15 protein-coding genes and 1 pseudogene are annotated in these 21,940 nt (G+C 70.8%); all 16 read right to left on the bottom strand.

Annotated elements, in window-relative coordinates:
- Window positions 1-75: 75 nt before the first annotated feature.
- Window positions 76-996, bottom strand: a complete 921-nt coding sequence (locus ACQP03_RS12935) for a glycosyltransferase family 2 protein (RefSeq protein ID WP_357175743.1) — start codon at window positions 994-996, stop codon at window positions 76-78.
- Window positions 993-1,559, bottom strand: a complete 567-nt coding sequence (locus tag ACQP03_RS12930; protein WP_357133521.1) for a glycosyltransferase — start codon at window positions 1,557-1,559, stop codon at window positions 993-995. Before ACQP03_RS12930 ends, ACQP03_RS12935 begins: the two co-directional genes overlap by 4 nt.
- A 92-nt stretch (window positions 1,560-1,651) precedes the next feature.
- Entirely contained in the window at window positions 1,652-2,128 is a 477-nt protein-coding gene (locus ACQP03_RS12925; protein WP_357133463.1) for a UDP-N-acetylglucosamine--LPS N-acetylglucosamine transferase, read from the bottom strand.
- Window positions 2,129-2,343: 215 nt separating this feature from the next.
- Window positions 2,344-3,606, bottom strand: a complete 1,263-nt coding sequence (locus ACQP03_RS12920) for a hypothetical protein (RefSeq protein ID WP_357133465.1) — start codon at window positions 3,604-3,606, stop codon at window positions 2,344-2,346.
- The gene (locus tag ACQP03_RS12915; RefSeq protein WP_357133523.1) at window positions 3,603-4,505 is read right to left on the bottom strand and encodes a sulfotransferase domain-containing protein; all 903 of its coding nucleotides are present in this window, start codon (window positions 4,503-4,505) and stop codon (window positions 3,603-3,605) included. Before ACQP03_RS12915 ends, ACQP03_RS12920 begins: the two co-directional genes overlap by 4 nt.
- 8 nt (window positions 4,506-4,513) lie before the next feature.
- Window positions 4,514-6,120 (bottom strand): annotated as a pseudogene (locus ACQP03_RS12910) (lipopolysaccharide biosynthesis protein).
- Window positions 6,117-7,361: an O-antigen ligase family protein gene (locus ACQP03_RS12905; protein ID WP_357133525.1), complete on the bottom strand. Its 1,245-nt coding sequence runs from the start codon at window positions 7,359-7,361 to the stop codon at window positions 6,117-6,119. Before ACQP03_RS12905 ends, ACQP03_RS12910 begins: the two are co-directional and overlap by 4 nt.
- A gap of 120 nt (window positions 7,362-7,481) precedes the next feature.
- Entirely contained in the window at window positions 7,482-9,080 is a 1,599-nt protein-coding gene (locus ACQP03_RS12900; protein ID WP_357133469.1) for a lipopolysaccharide biosynthesis protein, read from the bottom strand.
- The gene (locus ACQP03_RS12895) at window positions 9,073-9,624 is read right to left on the bottom strand and encodes an acyltransferase (RefSeq protein WP_355053064.1); all 552 of its coding nucleotides are present in this window, start codon (window positions 9,622-9,624) and stop codon (window positions 9,073-9,075) included. The genes ACQP03_RS12900 and ACQP03_RS12895 overlap by 8 nt, the downstream gene beginning before the upstream one ends.
- 95 nt (window positions 9,625-9,719) lie before the next feature.
- Window positions 9,720-11,657 (bottom strand): hypothetical protein, encoded by a 1,938-nt coding sequence (locus ACQP03_RS12890; RefSeq protein WP_433460920.1) that lies wholly within the window; start codon window positions 11,655-11,657, stop codon window positions 9,720-9,722.
- A 225-nt stretch (window positions 11,658-11,882) separates the two neighbouring features.
- Window positions 11,883-13,583, bottom strand: a complete 1,701-nt coding sequence (locus ACQP03_RS12885) for a glycosyl hydrolase (RefSeq protein ID WP_357133474.1) — start codon at window positions 13,581-13,583, stop codon at window positions 11,883-11,885.
- A gap of 229 nt (window positions 13,584-13,812) precedes the next feature.
- The gene (locus ACQP03_RS12880; protein ID WP_357133476.1) at window positions 13,813-14,154 is read right to left on the bottom strand and encodes a hypothetical protein; all 342 of its coding nucleotides are present in this window, start codon (window positions 14,152-14,154) and stop codon (window positions 13,813-13,815) included.
- Between the two features lie 24 nt (window positions 14,155-14,178).
- Window positions 14,179-18,927, bottom strand: a complete 4,749-nt coding sequence (locus ACQP03_RS12875; RefSeq protein WP_357175748.1) for an RHS repeat-associated core domain-containing protein — start codon at window positions 18,925-18,927, stop codon at window positions 14,179-14,181.
- Window positions 18,928-19,423: 496 nt separating this feature from the next.
- Window positions 19,424-20,236, bottom strand: a complete 813-nt coding sequence (locus ACQP03_RS12870; RefSeq protein ID WP_357133480.1) for a shikimate dehydrogenase — start codon at window positions 20,234-20,236, stop codon at window positions 19,424-19,426.
- Window positions 20,236-21,453, bottom strand: a complete 1,218-nt coding sequence (mltG, locus tag ACQP03_RS12865; protein WP_357133482.1) for an endolytic transglycosylase MltG — start codon at window positions 21,451-21,453, stop codon at window positions 20,236-20,238. Before mltG ends, ACQP03_RS12870 begins: the two co-directional genes overlap by 1 nt.
- On the bottom strand, window positions 21,453-21,911 hold the full coding sequence (gene ruvX / locus ACQP03_RS12860) for a Holliday junction resolvase RuvX (protein WP_357175751.1): 459 nt from the start codon (window positions 21,909-21,911) through the stop codon (window positions 21,453-21,455). Before ruvX ends, mltG begins: the two co-directional genes overlap by 1 nt.
- Between the last annotated feature and the right edge of the window lie 29 nt (window positions 21,912-21,940).

Here is a 21,940-nt window from a genome sequence, read left to right as displayed (position 1 = left end):
GGGCACGTCGCGCTGCCCGTCGCGTCCCGCCCTGCGGACGGCCGGACCGTCCGCAGGGCGGCTTCGCACGACGGATCAGATGCCCCGACCGCGCTTGTGCAGCGTGCGCAGCACCGAGTCGGCCCGGACCATCCGGCCGGCGACCGCCAGCGCCAGGTAGGCGCGGGGCTCGCGAGGATTGCGGCGCAGCGTGTGCCGGGCCCAGCGCACGGCCCCGCGCCGGTCGCCGGAGGCGGCCCGCGCGAAGGCGATCTGCCCGGTGACCCGGGCCTCGCCGGCCGGTTGCCCGGCGAACTCCGGGTAACGCCGCAGCAGCCACTGCAACGCCTCGGAGATGGTGTCCCAGCGCTGCGCGAAGTACGACCGCTTGTGCCACCGCACCAGCACCGACGGCGTCCGCAGGTTGATCAGTGGAGCGCTGCGGGCGGCGCGCAGCAGGAACTCGTAATCCTCCGCGTAGCTGCCCGGGATCTCCTCGTCGACCAGACCGAAGCCGTCGCGCAGCGCCGTCGCCCGGATCAGGAAGGTGGACGGGTGCAGCTCCGTCAGCCGGTCCCGCAGGAGGTCGTCCAGGGTGATCCGGTCCTTGTCGAGCACCCGGTCGACGGTGTGCCCGTCGTAGCTGACCCGGATGCCACAGCAGACGAACTCGGCGCTCGGGTCGGCGGTCAACGCCTGCACCTGGGCGGCCAGTTTGCCGGGCAGCCACTCGTCGTCGTCGTCGCAGAACGCGACCAGCTCGCCCACGGCGGCGAGGGTGCCGCTGTTGCGCGCGCCGGCCAGTCCGGGCGCGCGCCCGTTCGCGATCACCCGGACCGCCCGGCCCGGACCGGCCAGGCCGGTCAGCGACTCGTCCGGGGTGGACTGGTCGAACACGACCACGGCCTCGATCGTGCCCGGATATTCCTGGGCGATGATCGCGGCCAGGGCGGCGCGCAGCAGTTCGGGGCGGTCCCGGGTGGGTACCACGACGCTGACGCTCGGCTGGTCGGTCATCGGGTCTCCTTCGTCGGCTGGCCGGTGCGCGGCCAGGTCCGCCAGCGGGGTCGGCGCCGGCTCGACCGGGCCACCAGGTCGTCCACGATCTGCCCGACCCGTGCCACCGCCGCGAGACGGGCCTCGTGCGCGGCCGGGTCGGCCTGCACCGCGTACCGGGACGGGTCGGCCTGGCCGGCGGTGAGCGCGTCGTGCAGCTCCTCGCGGGTCTCGCAGAGCGCCACCAGCCCCGCTGCGCCGAGGCGGCGCGCGAAGAGCTGCTGGTGGTCGTCGACGTGCTCGCCGCGCGACGGGTCCCGGGGCACCACGATGGGCAGGTGACCGTGCCGGCGAGCCTCCAGGATCGTCGCCGGGCCGCCGTGACACACCACCAGGTCGGCGTCGGCCATCGCCTGTTGCAGGGCGTCGTGGCCGAGGAACGGCACCGCGCCGGGGAGGGTCGGCGCGGCCGTGTGCCCGTGCTGCACGGTCAGCCCGACCGGACCGGCCTGCGCGTGCCACTGCGCCAGCCAGTCGACGAGCCGGTCGAAGGGGTGCTTGTCGGTGCCGACCGCGACGAGCAGCCGGGGCTGCTCGACGGGTGTGGTGTCGCGCTGACGCGGCAGCCGGGACGGCTCGGTGACGGCGTCGCGGCGCGCGGTGTCCGCCTCCCCGCTCACAGCAGCGTCCCCACGACGGTTGCCTCCGGGTACTGCCGCCGCTGCTCGTCCCACTGCACGAGCATCGCGGACAGGAACGGGCGGCAGAGCCGAGCGGTCAGCGTCGGGGTGTCGATCCGGTCGTACACCTCGATGTAGACGGTCGGGATGCGACGCAGGCGGGCCAGCACCACGAACGGCACGGCCACCCCCGCGCCGGTGGTGACCACCGCGGCGACCCGCCGACGCCGCAGCACCCGCCAGGCCAGCCGCGCGTTGCGCAGCAGGTTGGGTACGTTGCGGGTGGTCGGGTGGTACGCGGGCACCAGGTCCTCACCGGTCAGCAGCGACACCGCCTCCGGGGTGTCGAAGGTGACCCAGCAGCGCCGCCACCGTTCGTACCAGGGCCGCAGAGCGAGAAGTTGGGCCAGGTGACCGCCGCTGGATCCGACCAGCAGCAGCACCGGCGACTCGTCGTCGATGTTCGTGTCCACGCGACTCCCCACAAGTTCGCTTGGAATTCCGATTCACGCAAGGCAGAAGCAGATCACAGGTTTTCTGGTCGTTGAATAGCGCGACCGGACGAGGCGACGATCTCCCTTCGGCGTGCTCAGGCCCACTGTCGACCTCACACCCCATCGACCACCGTCACGACCTGCCGTTATGCGGTCACTCTCTGACGCGTCCCCGGCGTCGGGAATTCTCCTGTTCACTCGCTATGTCGTTTCTCAATGACGTCCAACAGTGCGGGATGCAGCGCCGGGTTCCACCCGGCGCCGGCGTCGGCGAGTCGCCACGTACGCAGCCACATCTCCAGCAGGTACGCGTCGGCCACCAGAGCGCACCGCGCCGCGTCGAGGCCGAGCCGCCCGCCGTGTCGCCCCAGGTACGCGTCCACGGCTGCGGCGGCCACCTGGGCCGGCTCGCCGCGCAGCACCAGCGACCGCTGGAACGCGTCGTGCGCCAGGTCGAAGCCGACCGGCACGTCCGGACCACTGTGCTCCCAGTCCCAGGCGACCAGGCGGCCGTCGTGCGTGCCCAGGTTCCACGGCACCCAGTCGCCGTGCCAGTGACCGAATTCGACGGTCGTGTCGCCGTGCCGGCGGGTCAGCGCGGCGACCGCCGCCACCGCCCGCGCCCCGGCGGACCCGGCCCCGGCGGCCCGCTCCGCCTGGGCGGCCAGTCGAGCCTGGAACGTCGACGAGACCAACGGGCGCGGCACACCGGGCTCGCCGCCCCGCCGGGCGACCGCGAGCAACGCCGCGATCCGCGGCGGGTCGTCGGCCGGCACTCCACGTACGTCCGGCGGCAGCGGCTCGATCACCGCGACGGCCTGACCGGCCCACGCCGTCTCGGCGAGCAGCCCGGGCGGCGCCGGATGGTCGGGCACACCGGCCACGCCGCTCAGCGCCCGCAGCGCGGCGGCCTCGGCGGTGACCAGGGCACGGGTGGCGTCGTTCCAGCCGATCTTCGCGTAGCCGCGGGGACGACCGTCGACGGTGAACAGTTGCAGCGTGGGCTTCGCGTTCGGGTCCGGCGGACGAACGCCGCACGCGGCCAGCAGGGGCGCACCGCCCAACGCGGCCGCGAGCCGCTCGCTCAGCACCAGGTCGGCCACGGGCGCCCCCACCGGCACCGACACGGTCAGCGTCGGAAACAGCGCCAGGCCCGCCCCGCCCAGTCGGGCCAGCCCACCGAGCGCCGCCCGGAACGCGCGCACCTTCGGCGGCCGCAAGGCGTTGTACGCCAGCAGCGACGCCGCGCCGGCCCGGGGCGCGCCCAGCGGCACCAAGAACCGCGCCCGCGCCACCGACGGCACCACGGCGTACCGGGCGACCGCCCGCTGCCCGGCCGGCACCGCGCCGCCCACCGTCAGGTGGACCCGGTCGTCCGGGAACACCGCACGGCTCACCCAGCCCAGCCCGTCCGTCCGCGAACGGGGGTCCGTGGCCGGGGTGACCCCGGTCGTCACGCCGCCCGGTCCGCCCAGTCGAGGTCCAACCCGAGCCGCTCGCGCAGCGCGTCGTTGTACGGGCGGTAGTAGTCGGTCAGCTCGGCGCGGACCGCCGGCTCCAGCGGGGCCGAGCGCCGGTCGTTGTAGACCTTGAAGTTCGGCAGGTCGTACGCGGGCAGCCCGAGGAAGTCGAGGGTGCGTCGGTAGGTGGCCCGGGAGTCGCGGTACAGGTCCTCGCTGGGCAGGAAGAGGATCTGGGCCGGGTCGAAGCGGTCCAGCCACGGCTCCAGGTGCTCCAGGTAACGCCCGCGCGCCCGGTACGTGTACCAGTCGTACGCCTCGCTGAACGCCTCCGGCTCGGCGATGAGCCGCTCCCGCTCCCCCGCCGTACGCTCCGGCTCGGCAGCCAGCGCCTCCGCGAAGTCCAGCGGCTCGATGCCGTGCGTACGACGCTCCTTCCAGTGCGAGTACGCCCGCTCGACCGGATCACGCAGCAGCACGATCAGCTTCACGGTCGGCATGAGCGCGGCGACCCGCTGCGCGGCGAGCGGGTGGAACATGTACAGCGGCGCGGCCTCGCCGACGCGGACCGGCCCGCCGTGCCGCTTCGCGAGGGCCTCGCGATGCCGTTCGGTCGGAAAGTGCGAGCGGTACCACGCCTCGCCGCGACCCCAGTGCTCCTCGAAGTAGTGCGCCGACTTGGTGTTCCACGCGGGGAAGAGCCGGGGCACCAGCGGATGCTGGATGAGGTAGTTCCACAGCGAGGTGGTGCCACCCCGTTTGGTGCCGATGATCAAGAAGTCCGGCAGGGGTCGCCGGTCACTGGTGCGCACCCCGTAGTCGACCAGGGAATCCTTCACCCGGGTGGTCACCTGGGTCGGCACCAACTGCTTGACCCGGTCACGGATGGACGCCACGACGGCCCTCACCTACCTCTCGTCGATGCCGGGGCCGGCCCGGCGGCCGTGGCCGCCTCGTCGGACCCACGGATCTGCCTCATGGTCACCCGGATGCCGGCGCGCACCCGGGGCAACGTCAACAAGCCGACGCAGCCGGCCACCAGCACGGCGAGCGCCACCGCCAGGCCGGACAGGCCACGCCCCGCGGCGAGCACGCCGACCGCCGCCGCGACGCCCACCCCACCGACGGTGGCCGCCGCGGCGTACAGCGTCGCCCTGCTGACAAGCGGTTCGCCGACCACCGACCGGGCGAAGCCGGCCGCGGTGAGGTTCTCGGTGGCGATGCCGGCGGCCCACGCCAGCGCCGCGCCCGTCGCGCCGTGACCGGGGATCAGCCAGAGTCCGAGCGAGACGGTCACGGTGAGCCCGGCCAGCGTGGAGACCAGGTGCAGGCCGCTGCGTCCGCCCATCAGCAGCAGGCTCTGCACGTTGCCGACGCCGGTGTTCACCAACATCGCCAGCGCCAACACCGTCATCGCCGGCACGCCGGCGGTGAACTCCCGGCCGAACAACTGCAGGAACGCGAGCGCGAACACCGCCAGCAGCAGGTACACCGGCCAGGACAGCACCAGCCCCCAGATGGTCAACTGCCGGTGCACGGCCGCCGCGGCGGCCCGCTCGCCGCGCCCGAGCAGCCGGGACAGCTGCGGCGACACCGCGACCCGCAGTCCCTGCATGGCGAGCTGACCGGCCAGCACGTAGCGGCCCACCGCGCCGAACACGCCCGCGTCGGCCGGTCCGGCCAGCACCGACGTCAGCAGCACCCCCACCCACATGCTGCCCGCGTCGATGGCCGCCGAGGCGGCCCGGGGCAGGGCGAAGCGCCAGAACGTCGACCAGTCGGACCTGGTCGGCCGTAGCGCCGCGCCCCGTCCCAACCCGAGCGGCCCGGCCACCAGCACCAGGCAGGCCAGCAACGCCAGCGCCGCCGGCACCAGCCAGCCGGTCATGCCGGCGAGCAGCCCGCCGCTCGCCAGCGCGGCGGCGCCGACCAGCGCGGGGCGGGCCACCGGCAGCAGGAGGAACTGGACGCCGACGTACGCGCGGATGGGCCGGACGCAGCGCAACGCGGCCAGCAGCAGGGTCATCGCCACCACCACCGGCACGGCGGCGAAGGTCAGCGTCAGCAACCCGTGCGCCGCGTCGCCCGAGCCGCGCAGCAGGCGGGGGCGAGCGCGTCGGCGCTCAGCGCTCCCGCGACGGCGACGACCAACCCGGCCAGCAGCGGTGGGATCAGCGCCACCGGCAGCACCCGGGCCGCGTCACCCCGGACGCCGAGCCGCCGCCGGGGCACCGCCCACATGAGGCCGGTCTCCGCGCCGAGCGTGCAGACCGCGGTGGCCACGGTGACCACGCCGATCGCGGCGAAGAACGCACCCGCGCCGGCTGTTCCGTACCCCCGGGTGATCACCACGGCCAGCACGAACCCGAACAGGCCGCTCACGGCCGCGCCGAGCAACCCGGCCACCCCGCTGCGGGCGCTGCGGCGCGTCTCGACCGCGCCGGTGTCCGCGGCGGCGCGCTGCGGGCCGTCCCGGCCGGCGTCGGCCGGCGGTCGGGTGGCGGCGGTCATGCCGGCACCGCCGTGGTGGAGACGAGCGGCGGGTGCCATCGGTGCGGGCGGGGCGCGCGTTCGCGTTCGGTGAGCGCCATGGCGAAGCCGACCGCGAAGAACGCGACAGTCAGGTTCTGGTTGGCCATGCCGTAGAACGGGATCTGCACGAGGCAGACCACCGGCACGACGGCCAACCACTGACCGGCCGCCGACGTCGCCCGCGCGCAGACCACCGCGGCGGCCACGAACCAGCCCAGGAAACAGAGCAGCGCCGGTACGCCGTGACTGAACAGCACCATCCACAGTTGCCCCTGCGTGCCGATCGGCGCGTCGGCGGAGACGGTGTCCACGTTCACCGGAGCGCCGTAGCCCAGCCACGGCGAGTCCTGCACGCGGCGGATCACCTCCGTGTAGAGCGACAACCGGTCGGTGTTGGTGTCGCTGGAGTCGACCCGGTTGTTGATCAACTCGGTGATGGGGATGAAGAGCGTGGCCACAGCTCCGGTCACGACCACGCCGACGATGGACGCGGCGACGCGGATGTTGCCCCGCAGGCTGGCCCGCACTCCGAGCACGGCGAGCCCCGCGCCGAGGCTCAGGAACATCGCCCGGTTCAGGGTGAGGAACGCGGGGGCCAGCGACAGCGGCAACGACGCCAGCAGCGCCCACCGCAGCAGCCCGCGACGGCGCAACATGGTGTACGCCACCACGCAGGGCAACGTCATCGCGTACGCGCTGCCGTAGTTGTTGGTGTACGCGAACGGCGCGGCGGGCCGGTAGATCGGGTTGAGCGAGCGGGGGCTGTATTCCGCGGTGGTCAGGTGCACCATGTCCTGGATGAACGGCGTGCGGGCGACGCCGGCGGGCAGCAGCACCTCCATCGGGGTGGCCAGCGCGAACCGGGGCACGAGCACCCCGAGCCAGCCCAGCACCACCAGCGCGAACCAGAACGCGCAGAGCGGGGTGAGCACCGCCACCAGGTCGGCACGTTCCCGGGCGGCGGCGTAGACGTAGACGCCGACCACCAGCGCGGTCAGGTAGAAGGCGAGGCGCAGGGCGAACGTCAGCAGCGACGCCGGTGAGGACAGTTGGGTGGCGCTGACGACCACGATCGCCAGGAACAGCAGCCAGATGCCGGCCACCGGGGGCAGCGGCACCCGGCCCCGGGTGAGCAGCACCGCCAGCAGCAGCCCGCCCAGCAGCGACCAGCCCAGGTAGAACGCGCCGAGCGCCCACCAGAGCGGCACGAGGCCGAACATCGACGCCAGGGGCCAGAGCGGCAGCCGCGCGGGTGGCGGTGTCGGCGGCGTCACTGCGGCGGCGGCCGGCGTGTCACCGGGTGGCGGCTCGGTCGCCGGGGCGCGGGTGACCGACACCGATCAGGCCCGGCCGTTGCGGGTGAGGACGAAGCCCAGCGGGGTGACCCCGGCGGCGCGCAGCCGCTCCACGAGCCGCCGCAGGTCGCTCTGGCGGCTACGGTCCCGCTCGATGACCACCACCGCGCTGCCCTGTCGGGCGACCGCGACGCCGCGCTCGTCGGACTCGGCCGGTGGCGCGTTGAACAGCACCAGCCCGTGGTCGGCGCCCTGCCGCCAGGTGCCGAAGCGGACGCTGCCCACCCCCACGGTCACCTCGTCCGCCGACGCCGGACGGCCGTTGTCGGTCCGGGCGGACGCCACCCGGGGCAGGGTGAGCGTCGCGTCCGGGTCGGTGGACGGGCGGCTGCCGGGCGGGTGCGGGGAGGGCCGCCGAGTCGCCGGCGTATCGGCGGGAGCACCGCTGGCCGTCGGCGTGCCGGCCGGACGCGGCTTGGGCACCAGCGGGCGGGACGGGTCGAGGGGCAGCCGCCCCCGGTCGGCGAGGACGGCGGCACGCAGGCGCTCGACGCGGCCGCTGTCGTCGGCGACGAAGACCTCCCGACCGTCGGCGGCAAGCGCCACGGCCAGCCCGGCGGTGAGCGCCGTGACGTCCTCGCGGGAGGTGACCAGCGCGACCCGGGCCGGCTGGCGTACCCGCTCGGCGACCGCCATCGCCACGTAGCGGATGTCCGCGTCGACCGCCCGGGGACTACCCCGAAACGGCGGCCGACGTACCGTGCCGAGCAGCGGCAGGCCGGTGGCGTCCCGGCCGTCGGTGACCGAGCGGACCCGCCGGTCCGCCGACTCCCACGCGTACGCCAGCACGACGCCGATCAGCGCGCCGCCGAGCAGGCCGGCGACCAGGTAGAGCGGCCGGTGCCCGGCGGAGGTCACCAGCGCCCGCTCGGCGGTCTGGGTGACCCAGCCGGGGTTGACGTCGACCGCGGCGATCTCGGTGCGGGCCGTGTTGAGCTGGGTGAGCTGGTTGTTGAGGCCGGACAGCTCGGCCAGCGCCGCGTCACCGGCGGCGGTGCCTTTGGCGCTGCTCGCGCGCTTCTGCACCGCCGTCTGCTGCGCGACGACCTTGGCGATGCTCGCGTCGTAGGAGCGCAGCATCTCGGCGCGCTGCTGCTCGTACATGGCCCGCCGCACGTCGAGGTAGGACCGCGCGGCGAGGTTGGCGCCCTGCACGGCCCGCTGCGCGTCGTGCGTCTGGTAGGTGAAGCGCAGGATCTGCCCGCCGGTCGGCACCTCGACCTCCAGGGCGTTGCGGACGTCGCGCGGCTCGCCACCGACGGCGTCGGCGAGCCGCTGAACCACCTCGGTGCCGGTGGCGAGGCCACTCTCCACGTTCATGTTGACGGCGCGGTCGGCGCCCGCGCCGCTGGGCGTGAAGGCGTCGGTGACCACCGGTCGGACCGCCACGACCGCTCGGGCGGTCACCGCCGCCGGGACCAGCAGCACGTAGCCGAGGGCGGCGAGCAGGCCGACCAGGGCGACCGCGACCACCAGCCGCAGCCGGTGCATCGGCACCCGCACCAGGTCGGAGAGCGTCACCACGCGGGCGCCGCCGGAGCTCGACGAGTCGGGTGGCCAGGGGGCGGGCGTGGCATCAGTCATGGAACTTCTTCACCGTCTGTTGAGGATTGCCCACGACGACGACGCCCGGTGGCACGTCGGTGCGCACCACCGAGGCCGCGCCCACGACGCTGTCCCGGCCGACCCGGACCCCCTTGAGCACCAGGGCGTGCGCGCCGACCCAGACGTTGTCCTCCAGCACGATCGGCGCGCGGGTGGCCGGGCCGGGCGGCGCGTGCCGTTGGTCGGGCGGCAGGTTGTGGAAGTCGTTGTCGAGCAGCTCGCAGTCGGACAACAGGCACCTGTCGCCGACCGTCACCGACGTCCAGGTGCCGATCCAGGTGGCGTTGAGCAGACAGTCGGCGCCCACCCGTACCTCGCCGGGGCCGGCGAAGCGGACCAGCTTGTTGATGCGGGTGCGGTCGCCGATGGTGACCCGTACGCCCCGACGCAGCCGGATCCGGCCGCGGATCTGCACGTCCCGGCCGAGGGTCAGCCGCCGATAGCGCAACCCGTACCAGGCACGTTTGAGCGCGAAGACCAGGTGGACCGCGCGTTTCGCGCGGAATCCAGCGCCGCCGACCAACGACCCCTCCCCCACATCGCGGGGCCGGCGGCGGTGGTACCGCCGCCGACCCGACGTGAACAATCTACCGATCCTCCGTTACGAACGGTCGACCATCACTGCACGGAGAAGAACATTGAGGGGACAGACCACGACAACTCCGGCGTCGCTGCGGCGATGAGCGTCGTCGCCGTGCCGTTGACCACCGCGGTCGGCGCGGCCGTCGGGTCGAACGGGACGCTGCGCAACCCGCCGTCTGTGGCACCGTAGACGATCCGACCGTCCACCCAGGCCATGCCACGCACGCCCGACCAGGTGACACCACTCGTCGGCAGCGCAAACTCGGTCGCGCCGAGGTAGCTGCCGTCGATCTCGAAGTAGCGGTAGTAGAGGCTGTTGGCGCCGGTACGGGTGTAGTAGAGCCGGCCGTCGAGGTAGAAGGCGCCGGTGAGGTTCGCCGGGTTGAACCAGTCGTTGTAGCCGGACGCCTCCCACGACGAACCGATCGCGCCGCCGTTGAACAGCGAGACGTCGATCCGGCTGCCGGTGGGCGTACCCGCCACCGTGTGCGACCAGTAGATCCGGTCGTCGACCCGCCAGGTGGCGCCGGACGCGGTGTAGGCCGGCTGACTGACGGTGGTGGCGGTACCCAGCGTCACGCCGTCGAACGGCACCTTCGACACCTCACCCGCGCCGGTGCCCAGGTAGAGGTTGCCACTGCTGCCACTCGGCGGGTTCTTCGCCGTGAAGGTGCGACCGCCGGCGAGCGGGAACATGCCGAGCCGCCCGTGGTACTCCTCGCCCATGCCGTCCGAGTTGTGGCCGAAGTAGAGACCGTCCGAGCCGCGCCAGAGCACCGGCACCGCCGAACCCCAGGCGGTGGTGCCGGACGGCATCGAGGCGCTGCCGCTGCGCCGCGGGTTCCAGTTCACCGGCAGACCCGTGGCCGGGGTGACCGCGCCGATACCGAGCCGGTCGATCGCGCCGGGGCCGGCGTTGTCGCTGGCGTTCGGGTTGTTCAACCAGCGGAAGTGCCCGCCCAGGTAGATGACGTTGTCGGCCACCTCGACCGAGGTGATGGTGTCGTTGCCGGTGAAGTCGACCCAGGTGCCCAGCTGGCCGGTGCCCCGGGCTGCGGTCTCGAACCGGACCAGCGCGTCGCAGTACGCGCTCGGCCAGCCGGTGCCGCCGTTGCTGCCGACCACGAACCAGGTGCCGTCCTCGCCGAACTTGATGTCCTGCACGTAGTGCACGAAGGTCGTCGGGGCGGCGCACGGCGCGACGTACTTCTCGCTGCTCCAGTCCAGCACCGCCGGAGTGCCGGACACGTCGACGAGCGCGATCTGGTTACGCGGCAGATCGTTGAGGAGTGTGAAGTTGCCGCCGACGGCCAGGGTGTTGCCGTCCGGAGTGACGTCGATGGTCCAGACGTACGAGGTGGTGCCGTGCCGTCCGACGGTGGCGTCGACGGAGAAGGTCGGGTCGATCGCCCCGGTGGTCGCGTTCAGCCGGCCGAGACCGGCGTGTGCGGTGCCGTTGAGCCAGTTGAACGCGCCGGCCACGTAGAGCCAGTTGCCCGACAGCGCCAGATCCCGGACGGTGCCGCCGTCGGAGCGGCCCACCCAACTGTCGATGATCTCGCCGGTGCTCGGGTTCAACGCGACCAGGTTCTTGCGGGAGACCCCGTTGACGTTCTTGAAGGCGCCGCCGACGATCAGCGTGCCGCCGGGCCCCGCCAGCAGCGTGTTGACCGCGCCGTCGAGCACCGGCAGGAAGCTGGTGGACATCGCGCCCGTGGTGCGGTCGTACGCGAAGAGGTAACGCTGGGTGATCCACGCGGACGTGGCGGTCTGCCGAAGCTGGGTGAAGCTGCCGCCGACGAACACGGTGTTGCCGACCTGCGCGAAGGCGCGGGTCTCACCGTCGCGGGCGTGCGGGGTGAGGTCGGTGGGATTCGCGGACACCAGGGTCGCGGTCCCGGGGACCGGCACCACCGCCGCCGAGGAGGCCGTGGGGGCGCTGAGCACCGCGGCGAGGACCGCCAGCGCGACCACCCCCGCCCGGGTACGACGTCGTCCTGACAAACGCCATGAGTGCGAGAGTGTGGGCACGCTACGCCTCCAAGATGGATGAGAACCCGAGGTAGCGTGCCTCGCCCAGCCTGGTAGGCGCATCCGCCGATTGGGCGGTGCGTGAATCTGCTAGCCGACAGAACGCCGGAAGATCAGCTGGTGAATCTCCGATGAACGGCGGCTGTGTTCACAGTGTGGTCACACGTTTCAGCGGCTCCCTCCGGTGGGCTGCCGCAGGTACGCGTCCTTGCCGGCCTGGCTGAACCCGGCCACGGCGGAGGCGTCGTGGTTCATCGTCATGTCACAGGTCGCCGTGCGGGTCGTCATGCCCGGCGAATTGAAGTAGATGGCGGCCTTGATCTTCGGGTGCGCCTTCAGGGCCGCCGGGAACTCCTGGAACCAGCGCTGCTTCGCGCCCGGGTCCTTGGCGTCGAAGTTCGTGCCGAACTCGGCGAGCATCCGGGGCTTGCCCGCGCCGATGCCGTTCTCGTCGAGCCAGTCGTAGAAGCCGCCGATCGTCGTGCTCGGGCTCTTCCACACGGTGCTGCCGTTGCAGACGTGGAAGTTGTACGGGTCGTAGGCGACCCAGTCGACGTACCGGTCGCCGGGGTAGAGACCGGCGTACCGCGAGTAGTGCCCGGACCAGCCCATCATCGTCCACACCCAGACGGCGTTGTCCGCGCCCGCCTTGGCGAACCGCTCGTACACGTACTTCCAGGCGCGGACGAAGTCGGCGTCGCTACCCTTGCCCGGCTCGTCCTCCGGCTCGTGGTCGAAGCCCATGAACACCGGCACCTTGGCGGCCCGGATGCGACCGGCGACCGCGTCGATGGTGGCGTCCTGTCGGCCGCTGTAGATGTCGGACCACTTCAGCGTCGTACCGGCGGAGAAGTCGCGCGACTCCCAGGCGAAGAACATCAGCCGGCCCTGGCGCATCTGGTCCTGCTCGTAGTCGTCCGGGAACGCGCCGTTGCTGCCGGCGTTGGAGAAGTCGTGGTAGCGGTGCACGATGTCGAACTTGCGCCCGACCTGGGCCTCCACGTCGGTGATCGCCTTGCCGTGGTCCCAGCCGCTGCCGGCGTTGGCGGGTGAGTACATCCCCCACCAGGCGCCGCAGGAGGGCACCAGCGTGTCGGACACCTGGCCGCACTTGCCGGACGGGAGGGTGGGGCTCTGGGTCGGGGTCGGCGTACGGGTCGGCGCGACCGTCGGCGTGGGCCGGGGCGCGGCGGTGGTCGGCGCGACCGTGGGCGTCGGCGCGGGTCGGGTGGTCGGCGCCGACGTCGGCCCGCTACCCAGGTCGTAGCTGATCACCAGGCTGGGCCGCAGGTCGGCGTTGCGGTTCTCGACCGACGCCCAGTAGACGCGGGTCTCCAGGCCGGTCTGGGCCAGCGACACCGTCCAGGTGCCGTTTCCGGTGACCAGCTTGGAGACGTCCCACTCGTTGACGCCCTTGGCCACACCGGTCACCGAGTCCAACACGGTTCCCGCCTTCGCCGGGGCCGGTCGCGCCTCGCGGGCGCTCACCGACGAGGCGTGCGCGGTCACCGTGGCGGCGAACTGCTGCCAGGTGTTCATGCGCAGGGTCGCCCGGACGTTGACGGCGGCGGCGGGAAGCGTGGTCACCGCGAACTCGACGACCGCCTCCCGGCCACCGCGCGGGTTTCCGTCGCAGCGCGCCGGGCAGGTCGCCAGGGTCCCCTTGGTGGAGTTGTCACCGTCCTGCGAGACGATCGTCGCGGTGGTGTCCGCCACCGCGCGGATCGACAGGTCGTCGCTGGCCAACAGGGGCATCATGGTCGCCACGATGCCGGCCACCACCGAGCCGCCGACGACGCCGATGGCGATCGCCTTGCGCCGGGGGCCGTTGCGGAACCGGGTGATGCGGTGTAGTCCGTGCCTGGTCAAGGAGAACTCCCTGTGTCTGGTGCGATAACCGTGAGCAGCGTATCGATGACCAGGGCACACCGTCGGTAGGACAGTTTTCCGTAAGCGCGTCTTAACCGTGAGCTAAGAAAGACACCGGGGCGGTCCGCCGGGCAGGTGGGTGGGACTCCGATCTCGAGCCCCACCCACCCCGCTCCTGGGCGTCACCAAATCGTGTCAGCCGGGCAACGGCGGCTGGAGGTCCCGATCGTCAACTACGGCGTTGCCGTAGCCCCGCGATCAGGAAGGTCACGCACGGGACGAGGAGCAACGCCAGTGCGTAGAGCGGCACCGAGAGGTCGGAGGTGAGGTACAAGACCGCTCCCACCAGCCACACGGCCGTAACCAAGCCGCCCAGCAGCAGATACTGCCCGCCACTTCCCTGCGGCCGCAACACACCGGAGCGGACTCTCCGCCACACCTGGACGACCACGACCACAGCCAACAGGGCCATGACCGCCACGATGGGCCAACCGAGCGAGCCGTACCCGAGCGCGGCAATCAGCACCAGGACGCTGAGGGCACCTATGGCGAGGAGCACCAGGACCGACATCAAGACCTCCGGCGGAAGGGATCATCAGAAGAGAGCTCTCGCGCCTTTGGAGAAAACCCCGCCGATCAGCCCGCCTACGGCACCCGCGAAGCAGTTCAGCGCGACGCCACTCCATGTTGACTCGCCCTTTTGGGAGATGAGCGTACCGACTGCGCCAGCAGCACACCCTCCGATGGCCCACGCGGCTAGCACCGGCGCGCCGAGGGTTGACGCAAACCCACCGATCGCTACACCCGCGATGGCCCCGCCGATCAATGCGAAGGCGTCGTTGGCCTCCGCGTCGGTCGCAAGTCCGGTGGGGTCGGTGTTGTTGGCCGGGTTGCAGGACGCGTAGCTGTACGCCAGGTCCTTACCGGACGGGTCCCGCTGGGTGAACCGACCCAGACCCGGGTCGTAGTAGCGGGCACCGAACTTGGTCAGACCGGTCGCGCCGTCGAGGTGACCGGACGCGTACCGCCAGGGGTTCGACACCTGCTGCGACGCCGACAGCTGGATGCCGTACGGGTCGTAGCTGTAGGAGTTGACCTTCGCAGCGCTTCCGTTCACCAGACCCACCACCGAGCCGAGGCCGTCGACGAGGTAGTAGTACCGCACCCCGTTGGCCCGCAAACCGATCAGCGAACCGGTGTTGTCCCGGGTGTAGTAGTCGGTGGTCCCCGGCGCGGGGTCCGTCGAGTTCGCGGTCACCGTGCCACCGGAGCCCGCCGGGGCCTTCGCCGAGGCGACGCCCAGGGCCGAGCTGACGTACGTGGTCGAGCCCGCGCCCCGCCGCTCGGTCTGGTCCGCGCCGCCGTAGGTGAGCGGAGTCAACGCCGTCCCGCCCGGCTTGGTGATCGAGGTGGTCTGGTTGTTCACCGTGTTGTAGGAGAACGCCCAGCCCGACGACGAGCCGGTGGTGTTGCCGTTGGCGTCGTACGAGTACGTCGTCGAGGCCGCAGACGTCAACTGGTGGGCGTCGTTGTAGCTGTACGACGTGGTGGTGCCGCTCTCCGTCTTGGAGGTGCGGTTGAAGTTCTCGTCGTAGTCGTAGCTGCGCGACAGCGCACCCGACGCACCCGTCAGACGGTTCAGCTTGTCGTAGGTGTACGTCGTCGTTCCCGACAGGTCGGTGACCTTCTGCCGCTGGGCGGTGTCGGTCGTGACCCCGTTGACCGTCTTGCTGTAGTCGTAGGTGAAGGAGGACAGCTTCGCCGACGTGCTGTCGTTGGTCGCCGTGATCGAGGTTTGCCGGCCGGACTTGTCGTACTTCATCTCCACGGTGATCCGCGGTGACGTCGGCAGGTACATGAACCGCCGCCGGTTGTTCTCGTCGTAGGTGAAGGTCACCGCGGTGGACGCACCCGGCTCCAGCAGCGACGTCACCAGGTTCACGGCGTTGTAGCCATAGGTGACCGAGCCGCCGCCGTCGGTGTACTTCGTCATGTTCCCGTTACGGTCGTACTCGTACCCGATCGGCGTCGCCCCGGGCACGGACTTGCTGCTGGGTCGGCCGAACCTGTCGTAGCCGAACGTCGTGGCACCGGTCGGATCGGCCACCTGGGTGAGGTTGCCGTCCTTGTCGTAGGTGTAGTCGACGACGACGGCGCCCTTAAAGGTGATCTTGTCGACCCGGTCCAGCTGGTCGTAGACGTACTGGGTCTTCTGACCCTTGCCGTCGGTGTGTTCGAGCATGCGCGACAGCGCGTCCGGCAGGATGGTGATGTCCCCCAGCGGGCCCGGGTTGTCCACCAGGGTCAGATTGCCCTTGGCGTCGTAGGTGTAGTTGGTGCGGACGTCCTTGCCGTCCTCGCGCCACTTGACCGTGCCGTTCGAGTTGTGCTCCGCCTCGTCGATCTTCTGCCCCGGATACTGCGAGCTCTCGGTGCCGGTCTTGTTGCCCGCGGCGTCGTAGGAGTAGGCGTTGGTGTTGCCCTGGGGATCCGTCGACCCGCTCACCGAGTTCGGGTGCGAGGTGTCGTTGTAGGACATCGTGGACTTCGCCCCGGTGGCGATGCCGACCGACGTCATGTTGTTGGTGTTGGCGTCGTACCCGAAGGTGGTGGTGTTGGTCAGCGAGTCGGTGGTGGTCTCGACGTTGTCGTTGGCGTTGTACTTCTTGGCCCGCTTGTGGCCGAGGGCGTCCTTCACCTCGGTGACCCGGTCGCGGGTCTCGTAGGTGTGGGTGGTGATGCCATCGGTGGTCGAGGCGGTGGCGTACCCGTTGGGGTCGGTCACCTCCGTCTTGCCGGTGGAGTAGGTGAGCAGCCACCGCGCCTCGGCCGGCGTGCCGCCCGGGTTGGTCAACTCGAAGTAGTCGAGCATCCGGGAGGTGTCGGGCTCGTAGCCGAGGTTGGTGACCCGACCCTCGGGCGTGATGATCTTTGTAAGTCGATCGCCGGTGTACTCGTAGACCGTGACGCCGTTGGCGGTGTCGGTCACCGTGTTCAGGTTCTGGTCCGAGTTGTAGGTGTAGCTCACCCGGCGTCCGGTCGAGTCGGTCATCGAGGTCAACCGACCCGAGGTGTACGACAGGGTCACCACCCGGCTCTGGGTGTCGGTGACGGTGGTGACGTTCCCCGAGCCGTCGTACCCAAAGGTGATCTTGTTGTTGTTCTTGTCCTGGGTGCGCAGCAGCCGGCCGGTCGCGTCGGCGAAGTAGAAGCTGCCCTCGCTCTTGTCGAACTTCAGCCGCAGTTCCCCGGTGCTGGTGTTACGGGTCAATTTGGCGTCCAGGCTCGGCGGGGTCCGCCAGGAGTTGGTGCCGTCGTTGACGAACCGTGCGGTGAAGCCCGTGGGCGCCTGGTACGTGATGTCGGCGGTGGCGTGGTCGGTCTTGGAGAACGTCACCTTCACGTCCTGCCCGGTGCCGAGCACCCAGCCCTTACCAAGCGTCGACGTGGCCGTCGACCGGGAGTTGTAGTAGCGGTCCAGCACCAGGTCGGTGCCGGTGCCACGGATGTTGAAGTCGGTACCCTTGAGCAGCAGGTTGCCGTTGGCGACGTTCACCTTGAGCTGCAACCGGTCGGTCAGGTCCTGGTCCTGGAAGGAGAACCGGCCCTGCTCACCGGTGGGCGAGCCGTCCGAGGTGGTCATGAACCGCCAGCTCGACCACGGCCCGGCGACGCTGCCGTCGTGGCCGCGAGCCCGCCACTTGTACGTGGTGTTGGCGACGAGTTCACCGGACGGCACCGTCCAGCTCGACTCGCTGCCGTTCGTGACGCTGCCGCCGGAACCGGAGACCTCCAGCGTCGACCCGCTGCGGTCGTAGATCTCGAAGTCGACCCGGCCGCTGCCGCCGTCCGGGTCGCTGAAGACACCCTTCATGGTCGGCGTCCGCGTCTCGGTCTCGCTCGCGTCGCCCGGCTGCAGCTTCGTCGGGTCCAACGCGTTGGGGTAGCTGTTGTAGTTCACGACCGCGTACGGAACCTCGCTCTGGATGTCCGCGTCGTCGGAGCGGAACTGCTTCCAGCTGTCCGGATCGGTCTCGCTGGTGGCCCGGATCCCCATGTAGGCGGTGGCCTGGTTGGCCGTGGCGGCCCGCTGGAAGAAGCTGGTGCCGGTGATGCTCACCCAGCCGTCGTCACAGGTGCTGTTCAGACCCTTGGTGGCGGTGGAGGAGGCCTCCTGGTAGTTCCACGCCGGCTGGTTCGTCCAGAGCGTGCCGGAGCTGGCCGCGCCGGTGGACCAGATCTGCCAGGACTTCGCGGAGCAGGTCGTGGAGTACCAGTTCCAGAAGTAGACGGTGGCCGAGGTGATCTGCTTGCCGCGCAGCGCGCTCGTGCCCCAGTGGACGAACCCTCGGGCGACTCCGGGGTTGGCCCCGGAGGCCTTGCCGATCTGGATGTCGTTCGCACCCGAGCGGGTCACGGTGTCGTCGGACTTCACGTAGGTCGCGAAGGTGGGCGATACCGGATTGATCGACGGATCCACGATCACCGGGTAGACCGTCGCGGGGTCCGCGAGGAACGCCTGGTCGGGGGTGAGCGCCAGGTCCATCGCGCCGGCCCGCGCGGTCTGCTTGGCGGCGATCTTGACCAGCCGCTTCGGGCCGCCGCTGGCCGGGTCGACGGACGAGTCCCACATCTCCGGGGTGGCCGAGGTGGCCACGATGCGGCCCTTGTCATCGGCGAAGCGCAGACCGCCGGCGCCGTCGCCGGTGGTCACCAGGCCCTTCGCCCGTACCGGCAGCCGCACCGACGCCACCTGGGCGGCGGCGGCCCGGTTCTTGACCAGCAGGTACTGCCGCACGCCGGTACGGCTGGCCTCGACCACGAGGTCGACACCCGGCCGGACCTCCGGGTACGTCGCGCGGTTGGCGGCCAGCACCGGCTTCGGCAGCGCGCCGGTCCAACCGATCGCGGCCCGGTGCGCGCCGACTCCGACGCTCAGCAGGTCGTGCTCGCCCGCGCCCACCGCGCCGGAAAGCTTGAGACCGTTGGGGTGGGCGACCGGTGCGACCGAACCATCCGCCTCCGCACGCATGGTGAGGTCGATCGGGACGAGCTGACCCCCCGCGTCCCGCATCCGGATCGGGCCGGCATAGACCTGGGCGGTCGACGTGCCGTCGGGGTTGACGAAGACATCCTGCGTCTCGCTGCGGGCGGCGAGGTTCTCCACCCGCTTGGCACACCGGCGAGCGGCGTCCACCGCGGCGGCCTCGTCGGGCTGCTGGTCGGCGCAACTGGTGTCGGGACCTGACGCCGGCGCTGGTGCGGCGACCGGGGCCGCGACCGCCGGCCCGGTCAGGGTCGGCAGCGTACCGGCCACCAGGGCCAGCGAAGCGGCGACCGCCAATCGTCGAGTGGCACGTGTTCCACCTCGGAAAAAGGCATGACTCACCTACGGACCTCCAAGTCCGAAAACGACAGTGATCGAACCGTAGGAGAGATACTTGCCGCACGTCAATCATTACTTTGCGTTGCCTGATAAGCAGTTCGGCTACCCGATTAATCGTCTATAAAGTGACGCCCATACGTCGCAGCTAGGGCAGATCGGTCACCGTCACCGCGATTGCAGGTGATCCCCAGCGGGTTCTCCATTGAGTTGCACACGCACCTCTACCAGGGATGACGCGCCATCAATGCCGACCACCGACGAAGAGAATCCGCCACGATGCCGCAACGGGGCAGCGCGCCAGAGCACCGGCCGCTAGGATGGACTCAGGTCGATTTTCGAGGGCCACCGGCATCAATCATTCGCCTACCTGAACAGCGCCCGAAGTCTGTCTGAATTCGAATCGCGGCACGGCCGACGGAATTCCAGCGATTGCGCCACTGATCCGCCACAATTGTCAGCGGCGGGCCGCCACCAGAGCTTCCCGCATCGCCGTAAATGGCGCGGTCACGCCAGTGAACTGCTCGAACTGACCCACCGCCTGCGCCAGCAGCAGGTCCAGTCCGGACACCACCCGCAGGCCGGCCGCGCGGGCGGACGCCGCCATCGGCGTCGGCCACGGGTCGTAGAGCGCGTCGAAGAACACCGCGCCGGGCCGCCAGGTCGCACCGCCGGCCAGCGGATCGGCGACCCCCTTCGGCACGGTGGACACGACCACGTCGGCGGCCGAGACGTGCCGTTGCGCATCGGCCCAACGGCCGGCGGTCAGGGCGACACCCAACGCCGCCGCCACCGGTCGCAACTCGTCCACCGCCTCGGCCCGACGGGCCACCACGATGACCGACGAACAGGCCAACCGCGCGGCGGCGGCGAGGGCGGCGCGGGCCGTACCCCCCGCGCCGAGCACGGTCACCGCCGCGCCGGCCACCACCCCGGCCTCGGTGAGCACGTCCACCATGCCACCGACGTCCGTGTTGTCCGCGTACCACGTGCCGTCCGCACGGCGTACCAACGTGTTCGCCGCGCCGACGGCGACGGCTACCGGCGACGCGGCGTCGGCCACGGCGAGCGCCGCCTCCTTACCCGGCATGGTCACCGACAGTCCGGCCCACTCCGGGCCCAGGCCGGCGACCAGATCCGGCAGCTCCGCCGCCCCGCACTCGATCCGGGTGTACGACCACCCGGTCAGCCCGGCGGCGGCGTACCCGGCGTTGTGGATCACCGGAGAGAGGGAGTGCGCGATCGGCGCACCGACCACGGCGGCCCTCACTAACAGTTCTCGCCGCTGAGCACGCCGTTGCGGCACATCTGTCGCTGCAGGTTCCGGAAGTCGGCGTCGTTGGAGCCGTAGCCCATCGTGCCCTTCTTGTCGACGGTCATGAAGTAGATCCAGTCGCCCACCGGCGGGTCCATCGCGCCCTTGAGCGCGTCCTCGCCCGGGTTGCTGATCGGCGTGATGGTCAGGCCGTTGGCGCCATGGGTGCGGTACGGGTTCTTCGGATCGTTGAGTTCGCTGGCCTTCAGGACGTCGGAGTCCTTCGGGTCCTTGCCCTGCAACCGCAACCAGTAGTTGATCGCACTGTCGATCTCCAGGCACTTGCAGTGGTACTTGTCCGTGTACACCCGGTTGTAGATCACCCGGGATACCTTCGGGAAGTCGACGTGGTTGACCGACTCGGCCTGCGCGATGGAGGCGGCGATCAAGGCTTCGTACGGGGAGATGCCCCGCTTCTCCTGGACGGTGTCGACGAACTTGATCTGCTCGGTCACCTCGAGGAACTTGTCCACCATCAGCGACAGGATCTCCGCGGCCGTCGCCTTCGGCGGAAGCTCGTACGTCGCCGGGAACAAGAAGCCCTCCAGGCTCTTCGGCCCCTTCTTGCCGTCTCCCCGGTTGAACCAGAAGGCCGGCACCCCCAGCTTGACCGGGTCCTTCGCGGCGGCCTTGAACTCGGCGACCGGAATCTTCGTCGCCTTGGCCAGCTCGTCATAGATCGCCAAGGTGATCATCCCCTCCGGGATGGTCACCCCGTTCACCACCCGGCTCTTCGGATCGAGCAGCAGGAGCAGGGCCTCGGACGCCTTCATCTCCTTCTTGACCTTGTAGCGACCCACCTGGAGGTTCTTGCTACGCGAGTTTCCGTCCGCCGCCTCGATGAAGGCCTTGACGCTCTTGACCACACCGGCCTCGTACAACGTGGCGCCGACATCGGTCGCGCTGTCACCGGCCTTGACGTCGACCAGCACCTCGCCCGAGCCGGCACCGTCGTAGTCGGGCGTGACGAAGTAGTTCTGGATCCGGTCGAACCCGTAGTACGCGCCACCACCGATGGTGCCCAACAGGACCAGGGCCATCAACAGCGCCAGGAAGGTCTTGCCCCGGCCGCCGCCGGAGCCTCCCTTGCGCTTGTTGCGGAAGCCGCGTCGGTGCCGTCCCTTCTCACCCCGCTCCGGCTCGTCGAACCCAAGGTCCAGATCGTCGATCATTACGTCCGCCTCCGCTGCGCGTCCAGCCAGCTCTGCAGGATCTCCACCGCGGCCGCCTGGTCGACAACCGCACGTTGACGCTTGCCACGAACGCCACGCTCGGCAAGCCTACGAGAAGCGACCACGGTCGACATCCTCTCGTCGGTGAGCGTTACCGGGACCGGCGCTATCACATTGACCAGCCGGTCAGCGTACGCCGTGACGCTGAGCGCGGCCGGGCCATGTTTGCCGGCCAGATTGATCGGAAGCCCGACGACCACCTCGACCGCCTCGTGCTCGGCTACCAACGCCGCGAGCTGGGCAATGTCGCTCGGCACCGCCTCCGGCGCGGCGGTGAGATCGCGGGCGAGGGTCACCAGCGGCGTGGCCAGCACCCCGTGCGGATCCGAGCGGGACACCCCCACGCGCACCTGACCGACGTCCACACCGAGGCGAACTCCCCGTGTGAAGTCGCTCACCGTGGGTCACCCCTGTGCTGTCGACGAAC

Source organism: Micromonospora sp. CA-248212, from assembly GCF_050948405.1.
In the GTDB taxonomy this organism is placed as follows: Bacteria; Actinomycetota; Actinomycetes; order Mycobacteriales; family Micromonosporaceae; genus Micromonospora.
Note: the sequence above shows the minus strand (reverse complement) of the source record. Positions and strands in the feature narration are given on the sequence as shown.